We start from the raw sequence: 12,833 nt of genomic DNA on the forward strand, positions 1-12,833 counted from the left end.
CGCCCATGAAGAACTCTCTCTCACTCCCGAGCGGCACCCTCTGCCTTCGCCTTGGCAGCCACACCCTGTTGCTGCACCGCCGCGCCTGGCTCATCACCCTGGGGCTCCTGCTCGCCCTCACCCTGCTCTCCCTGCTGGCCCTCACCCTGGGTTCCGGCAAGATCACCATGATGGGGGTGATCCAGACCCTGCTCGGGGAGGGAAGCCGACTCGATCAGGTAACCGTCTTCAAGATCCGACTGCCGCGCCTGTTGGCGGTGCTGGTGGCCGGCGCCGCCATGGGACTCTCGGGCTGCCTGGTGCAGACCCTGGTGCGAAACCGCCTCGCCACCCCGGACATGATAGGGGTCAACGAGGGGGCATCCCTTGCCATCATCATCTTCTCCCTCTATCTGACGCTGGGCACCTGGCCCTGGTGGGCCGCGCCGTTCGGCGCCCTGTTTGCCGCCGCCGTGCTCTATGCCCTGTGCAACAAGCCCGGGGAGCAGGGCTACCTGTTCGTGGTGATCGGCATCGGGGTCTCCGAGCTGATGAACGCCCTCGGCCAGTTCGTCATGTCCACCCAGTCCCTGGTGCACCTCACCAGCCTCTATCTGTGGAACATGGGCAACTTCGTCGGTCAGGGCTATGGCACCCTGCTACCGGTGAGCCTGCTGCTCCTGCTCATCTGTCCCTGGACCGTCTGTCTCTCCCGCTCCCTCGGCGTGCTGCGCCTGGGACCGGTGACGGCCAGCACCCTCGGGGTCAACGTGAACCGGGTCCAGCTCGGGGTGCTGGCCCAGGCCATCATCGTCGCAGCCCTTGGCACCGCCATCGGCGGCCCCGTGGTCTTCATTGCCATGGCGGCCCCCATCCTTGCCTCCTGGCTCAGCCGGGATCGCATCGTGCCGCTCTGGATTGCCGCCCTGTGCGGCGCCCTGATGCTGCTCGCAAGCGACACCCTGGTGCGGGTGCTGGCCAGCCCCCACGAGGTGGCCACCGGCATCATGACCCGCATTCTCGGCGGCCTGCTGCTGCTCTTCATCCTGCTCAAAGATCGCCAGAAGGCCGACTGACCATGGCATTCATCCATTTTCAATACAGACCGAGGGCCGCCCGATGACGCTCACCGTGAACCGACTCCAGTTCGGCTACCCGCAAAAGACCATCTTCAAGGAGATCTCCTTCTCCCTCCCCCGGGGCAAGCTGGTGGGGATCGTCGGCCCCAACGGCGGCGGCAAATCCACGCTGCTCAAGCTCCTTGCGGGACAGGAGCAGCCCCGGTCCGGGGAGATCCTGCTCAAGGAGAAGCCACTCGGTGCCTATGGCGCCAAAGCCCTGGCTCGGGAACTCGCCTATCTGCCCCAACGCCCCCTGGTCCCCCCCGGTATCCTGGTGGAGCAGCTGGTGCAATATGGCCGCCATCCCCATCAGGGCTGGTTCAATCAGTGGAGCGAGGAAGATGCCCGCATGGTGGACTGGGCCCGGGAGCGGATGCAGCTTGATGCCATCTGGCACCAGAGCGCCAGTTCGCTGTCCGGCGGCCAGGCCCAGCGGGTGTGGCTCGCCATGGTGCTGGCACAGGATGCGGACATCATCTTGCTGGACGAGCCCACCAGCGCGCTGGACATCGGCCACCAGACCGAGGTGATGGAAGCCATCCATCGGGTCGCCGCCGAGGGCAAGACGGTGCTTATCGTCATCCACGATCTCGCCACCGCCGCCCGCTACTGCGACGAGCTGATTGCCCTGGGGGATGGCGCCATCCAGGCCATGGGCCCGGCCCGGGAGGTGGTGACCAAGCCCCTCATCGATCGCCTCTACCAGACCGATGTGGACATACTGCACGCCCCCGGCGACGGGGCCCCTGTCATCGTGCCCCGCCGACGCGCTGACGAAGCGCCTCGCCTGCGCGCCGACCATGGCGTGTCGGCCTGAGCCATACCCTGTGCCAGAGAAAGAAACCGCCTGATGGCGGTTTCTTTCTCTGGGCTTTGCGTTGGCGTTATCCGGGCGCTGGCATCGTGCTCACAGCAGCAAGACGGTGAGCACGCCCCCCGGCAGGGCTTGCCAGTGCAGGGTGCAGCGCCAGCCGGCTGGCAGGGTCGGTGTCAGCGGGCATTTGAGCTCCAGGGTGAGAGTCTGCGCCGTCATGGCGAGCCAGCGGGCATCGAGAAAGTCAAAGTAGCGCCCCACCCGGGGATAGAGCCCCTTGAAGAGGCTCTCCTTGGCGGAAAACACCAGGGTCACGCCCTCTGCCAGGCTCAGCTGGGCGTCGTGAACCCCCGCCTCCAGCCGCCCCCACTCCTCCCCATCCATGATGCCGGGCCAGAGCTTCGCCCCTTGGTCGCCATCGAGCCAGGCCTCCAGATCCAGCCCGATTCCCTCCTGGCCCGGACGCACCGCACACAGGGCCACCCCCTCTCCCGCCAGCCGGCTGTGGCTGATGCTCCCCTCCACCCCTTCAGGCCAGAGTGGCTCCCGGGCCGCTCCGATGGCCACGCTGCATCCTGCAAGACCGAAGGGACGCAGGGCCTCACGGGCTGCGAGACGCCCCGCCAGAAACTCCCCGAGGCGCTTGGGGGCAGCCCCCTGCAATGAAGCAGGCAGGATGATGCCCTGGGCCCCAAAGCACTCCGGCGAGAAGGCGGCGGGATCAAAACTGACCCGATGAAGAGACAGCGTCTCCAGGCCCGGCAGGTACAAGGCATCGAATTGACGGACAAAGGATCCATCGAGTGAGGGACAACGAGGCAACATGCAAGGCTCCTGACAGGGGCCTGCGATGGTACCAAAGCAAGCCGAGGTCATGCCACAAATACAAATGACAACGCCTCTCACTTGCTTTGTGGTAGCATGTCCCCGCCCATTCGGGGCTGGCCGGGCGGCTCTCAGGCACTTTCCACAGACTCCGGCCCACCGATTTCACCCATAAGGATGTCACCATGAAGATCTTCTCCCCGCTGGCCACCTTGCTCATGCTGGCCAGCCTGACGGGCTTCCAGGCCCAGGCGGGCAGCCGCCAGGTCATCGATGCCAACGGCCAGCCCCAGAGCGTCCCCGATGCGCCCCGGCGGGTCGTCGTGTTGAGCGAACTCGATCTCGACAGCGCCCTGACTCTGGGGGTGCAGCCGGTGGGCACCGTCAATGGGCGCGGCCAGTCCACCCTGCCCCGCTATCTGCTGGACAAGGCGGGCAAGGAGATCGCCGTGGTCGGGGATCTGGACAACCCCAATCTGGAGACCCTCATCGATCTGGAGCCGGACCTCATCCTCACCGGCCAGACCAAGCCCGAGCTCCTGGCCCTGCTCAAGGAGATCGCCCCCACCGTCGTCACCGGCAACTGGGGCGAGCCCTGGAAAACCGTGTTCGGTCGCAGTGCCGACGCGATGAACCGGGGGGCCGAGGCCAAGGCGTTCCTCACCCGGTATGAGGCCCGCCTGGCAGAGGCCCGCAGCAAGCTCGCCCAGCATCAGGGGGAACAGATGAGCATAGTGCGCTGGAACCCCAAGGGGCCGAGCTACATGCACGGCGGCACCTTCGCCAGCAGCGTGGTCACCGAGATGGGGCTCACCCGCCCCTCCCACCAGATTGGCGACAAGAGCCCCCACTCCCCGGCCCTGAGCCTCGAATCCCTCAACCTGCTGGACGGTGACTGGCTGGTGATCGGCACCCTCAGCACCAGCGGGGATGCGGTGGATGCCATGAAGCAGGCCGAGCAGACCCCGGCCTTCCAGCAGCTCGGCGCCATCAAGGGCAAGCGCTTCGGCGCCGTGGACGGGTCACTCTGGACCTCCACCGGCGGCCCCCAGGCGGCCCTCAAGGTGATCGACGACGTCGAGCGCCTGCTCACCAAGGCGGATGCCGCCCCCATCGCTCACTAATCCCTCGGTTTACGGCCAACAAAGAAGCCCGCATGATGCGCAATGCTGTTCACTTAAGAGAATTTGAGTTCCAGTCCACGTAGTATCAGGGCTAAAAAATGAGGGAGGCATGATGCCTCCCTCTTTCTATTGCAAGCCACGCTGGATAAAGGCTGAAGGAACATCGACTGGAAACAGCCTTGCTCCCCCAACTCAAGTCGCATTTATGAATAATTAGTCAAAAATGTGCTTATCTGAACAGCATTGCGCATGATGCGGGCTTCTTTTTTATCCATCGCTCTTACCATCCGGCAAGGCGACTACTCGGGCAATGGCAGCGCCTTTCTGTCCAGTTTGCCACTGCCAGTCTTTGGCAGGGCATCCAGCAAGAGGATCCGTGCCAGCACCCTGTTATTGAGGCATCGAGCCTGCAAGCCCTTTGTCACCCCGGTAATGGCAGCGCCTTTCTGTCGAGCTTGCCGCTGCCGGTCTTGGGCAGGGCATCCAGCAGGATAAGCCGTGTCGGCACCATGTAGTGCGGCAGCGTCGCCTGCAGCCCCTTGCGCAGGGCGAGGCGATTAAGGGTCACCCCGCTTTTCGCCTCCACGTAGCCCACCAGCATGGCCTCGTTCCCCTCGCCCACCAGGCGCACAGCCGCCTCCTGCACCCCGGCCTGGCGGCGCAGTCCCGCCTCCACCTCGCCGAGCTCGATGCGAAAGCCCCGCAGCTTGACCTGATCGTCGCGCCGTCCCAGATAGAGGAAGCGGTCCGCCCCAAGGAGGCGCACCCGATCGCCAGTGCGATAGAGGCGATGGGTGGCAAGGCGCAGGAAGGCGGCGCTGGTCAAGGCCGGCTTGCGCCAGTACCCCTCGCACAGGGCCGGGCTCTCGATGCAGAGCTCGCCGCACTCCCCCTCTACCACCGGCTGCCCCGCCTCGTCCAGCACCCAGTGACGATAGCCGGGCAGGCTGTGGCTGATGGTGATCTGCCCGCCAACCGGCGGCCAGCGCACCTCGCTCACCAGGGACCAGACGGTGGCCTCGGTCGGCCCGTAGCAGTTCCACAGCCGCCGGGTGCGGGCACAGAGCTGCTCGGCCAGACCTGGGTCCAGCGCCTCGCCACCGCACAGGGCGGTGAGGGTATTGCGCCCCTGCCAGCCCGCCTTGAGCAGCATGCGCCAGCAGGCCGGGGTGGCCTGCAGCCAGTTGATGGAGGGGTCGGCCTCGAGCAGGGCCAGCATCCCCAGCGGATCCTTGTTGTGCTCACCGCCAGCCACCGTCAGCCGGCCACCGCCCCAGAGCGGCCCCAACATCTCCAGCAAGGAGATGTCGAAGGCCGGAGTGGTGATGAATAGCCAGTGGCAGCCAGGTGAGAGGCCGAGCCGCTCGCGGATCCCGTCGAGGAAGCAGAGCAGGGCCCGCCGACTGATGACCACCCCCTTGGGCTCGCCGGTGGAGCCCGAGGTTAACATCATGTAGGCGGCCAGGGCGTCATCCACCTGAGGCCAAGAGACGGGCCCTGCTGCTGGCCCATCCAGGGTGCGCAGGGGGCAGCCGAAGTCCGGGGTGCCCGCCTCGTCATCGCAGATCACCGCCAACAGGCGCGCCTGGCGGGCGATCCCCTGCAGCCGCTCCAGGGGAAAGTCCGGCTCGAGCGGCACGAAGCAGAGGCCGAGGCGCAGGCAGGCCAGCAGGCTGGCCACCAGATCGGGGCTGCGCGCCAGATAGAGGCCGACCCGCTCCCCCACCGCCAGCCCCTGCAGACGGGTGGCAATCTGGCCGACCCTGGCATTGAGCGCGCCGTAGCTGAGCCACTGCTCATCTGATCCGCCCTCACTGATGCCCTCCCCGCCCATACGGATGGCGGGGGCCAGCGGAGTGGCGGCCAGACAGGCCGCCAGCCGCGCGCCCAGGTTGGCCGCCCCCTTGAGGGCGCCTCTCGGAGGTGACACGGCCGGGGCCTTATGCTTGATGGTCACCGTCATAGCGCGGCCTCCGTTTGACGCACCAGCCAGTGTCGATAGAGCCGGCTGGGGGATGGATGGGCCTTGAGGGTCTGCAGGGTGAGCGGCGCCCGATCCTGGCCAAACGCCTCGTTGAGGGCCGCCAGCAGGGCGAGCTGCTGCACCGAATCCACCCCGAGTTCACACAGGGTCTGCTGCCAGATGCCGGGCACGCCGCACTGGCGCTCCCACAGGGCCACCAGCACGCGGGCCTCGGCCGGCGGCTGAGCCAGGCTGGGCTCCGCCCTGGTGGCGACCACCAGCGGCATCACCGGGGACTGTACCGCCGCCACGCTGGCCGGTTGGCTCAGATCCGTCTGCGCCAGCCAGTCGAGCTCGGCCAGCCAGTCAGCCAGCACCGCCTCTGCCCGGGCCTCGGGGATCTGCTCGCCGTCGAACTCGAGGCGCAGCTGGAGCGTCTCGCCCCGGCTGCTGACCACCAAGGAGAGAGGAAGCTCCACCTTCTCCACCACGGCGCCAAAGCGCGGCACCAACTGGTGGGGTTCGGGGGCGGCAGGGGTTGCCGGCATGGGATAGTTCTCGAACACGAACAGGCTCTGGAACAGACGCGACCGGCCTTTGGTCAGTGCCGCCAGCGACTGGGTACCGTGCTCATTGAGCGCCATCAGATCGGCCTGCAATCGGGCGATATGCTCGGCCAAGCTCAACTCGGTGTGCCACTCCAGGGCCAACGGCAGGCTGTTGATGTAGAGCCCGACGCTTGCGGTGATCCCCTCGATGGGGTAATCCCGGCCTGGGGTCACGTTGCCCACCAGGGTAACGGCATCGCCAGAGCGGCATGCCAGCAGACGGTGCCAGGCATATTGGGCCAACAGGCCTGCGGTCACGCCAAGCTCGCAGGCTCGGCGCGCGAGCAAGGTCGCTACCTCGGCCGGCAGCGCCGTGGCGCACACCGCCGGTCGCTGCTGGGTGTGGCGCCCGCTTGCGCGAGCGTCCAGCGTCACCCCGAACAGGCAGGCGAGATCGTTAGGCTTTGTTAGCAGCTCCTCCCGCCCCTGCCAGTAGGTCTCGGCGCTGCGGGCTTGGCTGGCGATATGGCGGCCAAATTCGAGCCAGGCGGAATCCGGCTCGCCCTGCGGCAACAGGCCGTTCATCAGCGCCTGATAGCCACGATGCAAGGAACCCAGCAACACGGGGCCGCTCCAGCCATCCAGCACGCCGTGATGGGCGCTGAAGATCACCTTGTGGTGATCGGGGGCCAATTTGAAACAGGCAAGGCGCAGCAGGGGGGCCTGCTCCAGCGGGACCGGGCGGGCCAGATCCTGCTCACGATAGGCTTGAACTCGAGCCTCTGCATTTTCCACTTCAGACAAATCCTCATAGTGGAACGGGAACTCGGCGCGCTTGAGGATGCGCTGCAGCGCCACCCCATCCGCCAGCACCAGTTCGCTGCGAAGGGCTGGCCAGCGGGCGATCTGCCCCTGCCAGGCCTGACGGTAGACCGCCACGTCCAGCGGCTGGTGATAGTCAATCTCGGTCTGCAGGTGATAGGCGTGATCCCGGGGCAGCAGCGCCCTGTGATGGAACATGCTCTGCTGAAGCGAGGTCATGGGCAGCAGGGTCTCCACCTCGCGCCCGCTCAGCACCCTATCGAGCGCGGCTTGCGAGAGGCCAAGCCCCGGGAAGTCGCTCGGGGTGTGACGTGGGGCCTTCAGGTTGCAGCAGTGCTCCACCAGCGCCGTCAGGTTGTCCGCCAGCCGCGCCATCAGGGCGTCGCTCCCTTGCTGGTTGAGGGAGCCGACCTGGCGCAGGGTTAGGCGCCCGTTATAGACGCCCCCGTGCAGGCTGACCAGCTCACGCGGCAAGTTGTCAGGGGAGCTGGGTGCCCCCGGCGCCAGCGGTAGGGGCTGCCAGGCTTGGCTTGCAACGCTCAGATGGCTGACCCCCAGGTAATTGAAGACCACCAAGGCTTCGGGCAGTGCCCAGCCACGTGGGTGGTGCAGCCGCAAGGCGTTGAAACCCACCCCCTTGTCCGGCACGGCGCGCAGCTGCTCCTTGGTGGCGCACACCAGCGCATCCCACGCACCGGCATCCGCCAGCGCCAGCGGGTAGGTGCTGGTGAACCAGCCCAGGGTACGGCTCACGTCGAGTTCAGCATCGATGGCTTCACGGCCGTGTCCTTCCAGCATCACGCAGTGACGGCTGCCGTAACCCTGCTCGCTCAGGGTACGAGTCAGTGCCGCCAGCAGCAGGTCGGGCACCCGGGTGAAGTAGGCCTGGTTGGCGGTGTCGATGAGACGGGCCGTGGTCTCCTGACTCAACTGCAGCAGGCTGGCGGCGGCGCGGCCATCGGCGGCGCGCGCTGCTGCCAGCAGGTGACCCTGGCTGCCTTCCCCCTGCGCCAGCCAGAAGCCAAGCTGATCCTCTTCCCGTTTGGCATAGGCCGCGAGCCCCTCGCCCCACTGGCGATAGCTGCTGCCCTTGGCGGGCAACGGCTCGCCCCTGCTCACCCGAGCCAGATCCTCGGCCAGAATGCGCCAGGAGACGGCATCGATCACCAGGTGATGGAAGGCGAGGAAGAGCCCCTCCACCGTCTCGCGATCGCCCGCCCGCTCACCTTCCAGAGAGAGATTGCGCAGGCGGGCCCAGGCCAAAGTGTGGCCGCTGGCAGGGTCGAAATCTCCCTGCAGCTCGGTCAGGCGGGCCTGCAGCCCGGCCTCATCGAGGCTGCCGGCATCCAGGGTCGGCAGCGGCGGTAATGGCAGTTCGGCCAGGTAGCGCTGGCCGGTCGGGGTCACCGCCAGACGCAGGGCATCGTGGTGCTGGCGCAGGATCACCCCCTGGTTCCAGTGACCGGGCCTGGCAAAGCCCTGCTCGAAGAACCAGTGCTGAATGGAGTGGAGCGGAAACTCGCCGGTCAGGCTGCCCTGCTCGCTCCTGTGGCTGACCGCCTGCTGCTGGCCGAGCTGGCGGCAGAGGCGGCGCACCGTCTTGGCTTCGAACACGTCCTTCACGCTGCAGTGCAATCCCGCATCCCGCAACCGGGTGGTGAGCTGGATGCTGAGGATGGAGTCACCGCCCAACCGGAAGAAGTCATCCTCCACCCCGAGCGGTTGCTTGAGCACCCCTTGCCAGATGGCGAGCACGGTCTGCTCCAGTTCGTTTTGCGGCTCGCCCTTGCTCTGCTGCCAGACGATGGCGGGCAGTCGGCGCAAGTCCAGCTTGCCGTTGGGGGTGAGCGGCATCTCGGGCAGCCAGCACAGGCGCGCCGGCACCATGTATTCGGGCAGGCACTCGCCGGCTCGCTGCAGCAGGGCATCGCCGTCGGGCTCCCAGGCCCCGGCCTGCAAACAGGCATACGCCAGCAGGCGCCCCTCCTGCACCACCACCTTGATCTGGCGGATGACCGGGCACAATTCGGCAAGCCGGGTCTCTATCTCACCCGGCTCGATGCGATAGCCGCGCAGCTTGATCTGCTCGTCTATCCGGCCCAGATACTGGATGTTGCCGTCGCGGCGCAGCAGGGCACGATCGCCGGTGCGATAAAGGCGATGGGTACGTTCCTCATTCATTGCATCAAAGGCCAGTTCGATAAAGACCTCCTGGGTACGCTGTGGCAGATTGAGGTAGCCACGGGCCAGCCCCAGCCCCGCCAGGCAGAGCTCGCCGGGCACCCCCACCGGGCAGAGGTTGCCCGCCTCATCCAGGATCAGCGCCTTCAGGTGGTTGACGGGTCGACCGATTGTGATGGGCGCCCCCGGGGTGAGCCGCGCGCAGAGCGCGGTGACGGTGCACTCGGTCGGGCCGTACATGTTGAACAGCGCCACCCGCTCCCCCCAACGCTCCACCAGGCTGCTCGGGCACGCCTCGCCGCCAAAACCGATGGCCTTGAGGGAACCGAGTTCCGCCGGGGGCAATAGATTTGCCAACAGCGCCGTGGGCAGGATCATATGGCTGGCACCCCGAGCGATCGCGGCACTGATCACCCCCTCCCCCGGCTCGCCGAAGTGCAGGGCCGCGCCGCAGTAGAGCGGCAGCAGGGTGGTCATGTTGCCGGCATCAAACGACAGAGACATGCAGTTGAACATGGCGCCCCCCTTCCCAAGGGCGATGCGCTCGCCGTGATCCGCCATCAGGTTGACCTGGCTGCCCTGCTCCACCATGACCCCCTTGGGCAGGCCGGTGCTGCCGGAGGTGTAGATGATCTGGGCCAGCATGGCAGCGTCCCGAGGCAGTGCGGGCGTGCTGGTTGGCATCTTGTCCAGCGCAAGCTGGTGCAGATCGTGATATTTGGCCGTCGTGCCCGCCAGCGCCTCGCCAAGCCGCGGATCCGGCACGCCGCCCAGCACCTGGCTGATGGAGGCATCGCCCAGGATATGGGCCAGCCGCTCGGCGGGATAGGCAGGGTCGAGGGGCACATAGGCCGCCCCCGCCTTCCAGCAGGCGAGCAGGGCGATGACGAAGGCGACATCGCGTCTGGCCTGGATGCCGATGGCGGCGCCCGGGGTAATGCCGCAGGATTGCAGCCAGTGGGCCAACCGGTTGGCACGCACCTCCAGCTCGCCATAGGTCAACGATTGCACGCCGTCGCTGACCGCCAGCGCGTCCGGCAACTGAATAGCGCGCCGCTCGATATGACAGAGCAGGGTGTCGCGGCTCGGGTAGTCCGGCGGCAGATCGGCAAGCTCGGCGGCCAGCGCAGCCTGGTCGGTGCCCGCCTCCAGCGGCAACTGCCAGATGTCGGTCTCGGGGGCCGCCACCACGGCGCGCATCAGGTGCAACAGGCGATCGGCAAGAGCCTGGATGGTCTCTCGCTCGAACAGGGCGGTGGCAAACAGCCAGTCCACCCTGACGGAATCCATCAGCTCGGTCACCTTGACCGAGATGTCGGTCTTGGCCGGCAGCACCGGCGAGGTCTCCTCCACCAGCTGGCAGCCGGGGATGAGATCGTTGAAGTCCACCTTGGCCTGATAGACCAGCATGATCTGGAAGATGGGGTTGATGGCGGTGGTGCGATCGGCGCCGATGGCCTCGGCCAGCGCCTCGAAGCGGTAGAGCTGGTGATCGAAGGCCGCCAGATCCTCCTCCCGGCACTGCTGCAGATAGTCGACAAAGCTGGGCTTGCCGCTGAGTTGAGTGCGCAGCACAAGCGTATTGACGAAAAAGCCCACCAGGGACTCGATCTCGTGGCGCTCGCGATAGGCGAGCGGGGTGCCGATCACCACTTCCTTCTCGCCGCTCTGGCGCACCATCAGCAGGGCAAACAGGGCGTGCAGACCGATGAAGTTGGAGGTGCTGTGCCGTTGGCACAGGCGCTTGAAGCTCTCCCACAGGTCGCTCTCGATGGTGGAGAAGACCAGCTCGCCGCCGCTGTCCTGATGGGCCGGGCGCGGCTTGTCGAGCGGCAGACCGTGCACCTCGGGGCTGCCACCGAGCCAGTCGACCCAGAACGGCTTGAACTCGGCGTGATAATCGAGAAAACGCGGTGAGTTGAACCAGCGGGCATAGTCGATGTAGGTGAGCGGCAGCTCGCTCACCTGCAGGGGCTCACGGTTCTGATGGGCAAGAAAGGCGCGCTTGAGATCCGCGAACATGTTCTTGACCGACCAGCCGTCGGAGATGATGTGGTGCTGGGTGATCAGCAGCACGTGCTCGCGGCTGCCCAGCCGAATAAGGTGCACCCGGCTGAGATCCCCCCGGGTCAGGGAGAAGGGGCGCCCGATCTCTTCCCGCACCCGTCTGGCCACATAGGCTTCGCGCTCGGCTTCGGGCTCTGCGCTGACATCCTCTATCTGCAGCTTGAAGGGAACATGGGGCAGGATCTCCTGGGCCCCCCTGCCCGCCTCATCCTTGATGAAGCGGGTACGCATGCTGGGGTGGCGGGCAAACAGGTGGTCGAAGGCAAACTCCAGCGCCGCCGTGTCCAGCTCTCCCTTGACGCGAAAATAGACCGGCATGTTGTAGAGGTGGGAGGCCTCCTCGTACTGCTCGATAAACCAGAGCCCGCTCTGGGACGACGAGAGCGGCCCCTGCCGGGCGCCCTCGGCCTCACGTTGCGCAAGAATGGGCGCCTCGAAGGCGGCACGGGCCGCCAGGCAGCGCACCAGCTCATCCTTGTGGGCCTTGATGGTGGCGCCGATGGCCGGCGTCACCGCCTCCTTGCTCGACTGGGAGATAAGCTGGCCCTTGTCGTTCAGCCCAAGCTTGACCCCCTGCCGCTCCAGCTGTTTCAACAGCAAAATCATATTGTTCATCTGTTTCTCAAGCCTCAGGCACTCAGGGTGGCGCCGCCGTCGACGACCAGATCCTGCAGCGTGATGTGGCTGGCCAGATCCGAGGCCAGGAAGAGGACGGTATGGGCGATCTCCGCCGGGGTGGCGACCTTGCGCAGGGGGATGCCGAGCTTGAACTGCTCCGGCAGCCCGGCAATGGTGCGGGCCATGGCCTACTCGCTGGGCAGCATGCCGCGCAGCATGGGGGTATCCGTCGAGCCCGGCGACACCAGGTTGGCGCGCACGCCGAAGGGGGCCAGCTCCAGCCCCACCGTCTGGGTCAGGCTGGTGACTGCCGCCTTGGAGGCGCAATAGGCCGCCATCTGCATGCGCGGCACATGGGCAGCGTTGGAGCCGATGGTGACGATGGCACCGCGCCGCTGCCCCTTGAAGTGGGGCACCAGGGCCCGCAGCAGATAGAAGACGCCGCTGGCGTTGACCGTCATGCAGTCGTGCCAGTCATCATCGCTTAAGGTTTCGGTGGGGCCGAGGCGCAAGACCCCGGCCCCGTTCACCAGCACATCCAGCCCGCCGTCCGCCAGCAGCGCTGCGCAGCAGGCGTTGACCGCCTTCGAGTCGCCAATATCGAGCAGCCGGGTGGCATAGGGGTAGCCCGCTTCGGGAAACGCCAGATCCAGCCCCACCACGGATGCGCCGGCCGCCACGAACTGCGCTGCCACCTCGCGGCCGATGCCACGCCCGGCTCCGGTCACCCAGACCCGCTTGCCACTGAAATCAAAGGCCATTGCTTGTTGC

6 protein-coding genes and 1 pseudogene are annotated in these 12,833 nt (G+C 66.6%); 3 read left to right on the top strand and 4 right to left on the bottom strand.

What is annotated here, in order from left to right; all coding sequences use genetic code 11:
- Window positions 1-5 precede the first annotated feature (5 nt).
- Window positions 6-1,055: an amonabactin ABC transporter permease subunit 1 gene (locus tag OKC30_RS01165; protein ID WP_160836930.1), complete on the top strand. Its 1,050-nt coding sequence runs from the start codon at window positions 6-8 to the stop codon at window positions 1,053-1,055.
- A gap of 43 nt (window positions 1,056-1,098) precedes the next feature.
- Entirely contained in the window at window positions 1,099-1,917 is an 819-nt protein-coding gene (locus tag OKC30_RS01170; protein ID WP_039038896.1) for an amonabactin ABC transporter ATP-binding protein, read from the top strand.
- A gap of 90 nt (window positions 1,918-2,007) precedes the next feature.
- Here the strand turns inward: OKC30_RS01170 and OKC30_RS01175 are convergent, their stop codons facing one another.
- Complete coding sequence (locus OKC30_RS01175) at window positions 2,008-2,739, bottom strand: 4'-phosphopantetheinyl transferase family protein (RefSeq protein WP_160836934.1); 732 nt, start codon at window positions 2,737-2,739, stop codon at window positions 2,008-2,010.
- A 185-nt stretch (window positions 2,740-2,924) separates the two neighbouring features.
- On the opposite strand from OKC30_RS01175, the gene OKC30_RS01180 reads away from it, so the two are divergent.
- Window positions 2,925-3,863, top strand: coding sequence for an ABC transporter substrate-binding protein (locus tag OKC30_RS01180; protein ID WP_042879381.1), 939 nt, complete (start codon window positions 2,925-2,927; stop codon window positions 3,861-3,863).
- A gap of 421 nt (window positions 3,864-4,284) precedes the next feature.
- Here OKC30_RS01180 and amoH read toward each other — a convergent pair whose 3' ends face one another.
- The 3 genes and pseudogenes from amoH to amoA all read right to left on the bottom strand — a co-directional run bounded on the left by amoH (window position 4,285) and on the right by amoA (window position 12,823).
- Complete coding sequence (gene amoH, locus OKC30_RS01185; RefSeq protein WP_270666116.1) at window positions 4,285-5,826, bottom strand: amonabactin biosynthesis glycine adenylation protein AmoH; 1,542 nt, start codon at window positions 5,824-5,826, stop codon at window positions 4,285-4,287.
- On the bottom strand, window positions 5,823-12,059 hold the full coding sequence (amoG, locus tag OKC30_RS01190) for an amonabactin biosynthesis non-ribosomal peptide synthetase AmoG (RefSeq protein WP_270666118.1): 6,237 nt from the start codon (window positions 12,057-12,059) through the stop codon (window positions 5,823-5,825). Before amoG ends, amoH begins: the two co-directional genes overlap by 4 nt.
- Window positions 12,060-12,073: 14 nt before the next feature.
- Window positions 12,074-12,823, bottom strand: a pseudogene (amoA, locus tag OKC30_RS01195) (amonabactin biosynthesis protein AmoA).
- Window positions 12,824-12,833: the final 10 nt, after the last annotated feature.

The sequence above is a fragment of the Aeromonas sp. QDB18 genome, assembly GCF_027705325.1.
GTDB lineage: Bacteria > Pseudomonadota > Gammaproteobacteria > Enterobacterales > Aeromonadaceae > Aeromonas > Aeromonas caviae.

Bases quoted from the DNA above. Each gene is read 5' to 3' on its own strand.
- OKC30_RS01165 (WP_160836930.1), top strand. From the start codon at position 6: ATGAAGAACTCTCTCTCACTCCCGAGCGGCACCCTCTGCCTTCGCCTT.
- OKC30_RS01170 (WP_039038896.1), top strand. From the start codon at position 1,099: ATGACGCTCACCGTGAACCGACTCCAGTTCGGCTACCCGCAAAAGACC.
- OKC30_RS01175 (WP_160836934.1), bottom strand. From the start codon at position 2,739: ATGTTGCCTCGTTGTCCCTCACTCGATGGATCCTTTGTCCGTCAATTC.
- OKC30_RS01180 (WP_042879381.1), top strand. From the start codon at position 2,925: ATGAAGATCTTCTCCCCGCTGGCCACCTTGCTCATGCTGGCCAGCCTG.
- amoH (WP_270666116.1), bottom strand. From the start codon at position 5,826: ATGACGGTGACCATCAAGCATAAGGCCCCGGCCGTGTCACCTCCGAGA.
- amoG (WP_270666118.1), bottom strand. From the start codon at position 12,059: ATGAACAATATGATTTTGCTGTTGAAACAGCTGGAGCGGCAGGGGGTC.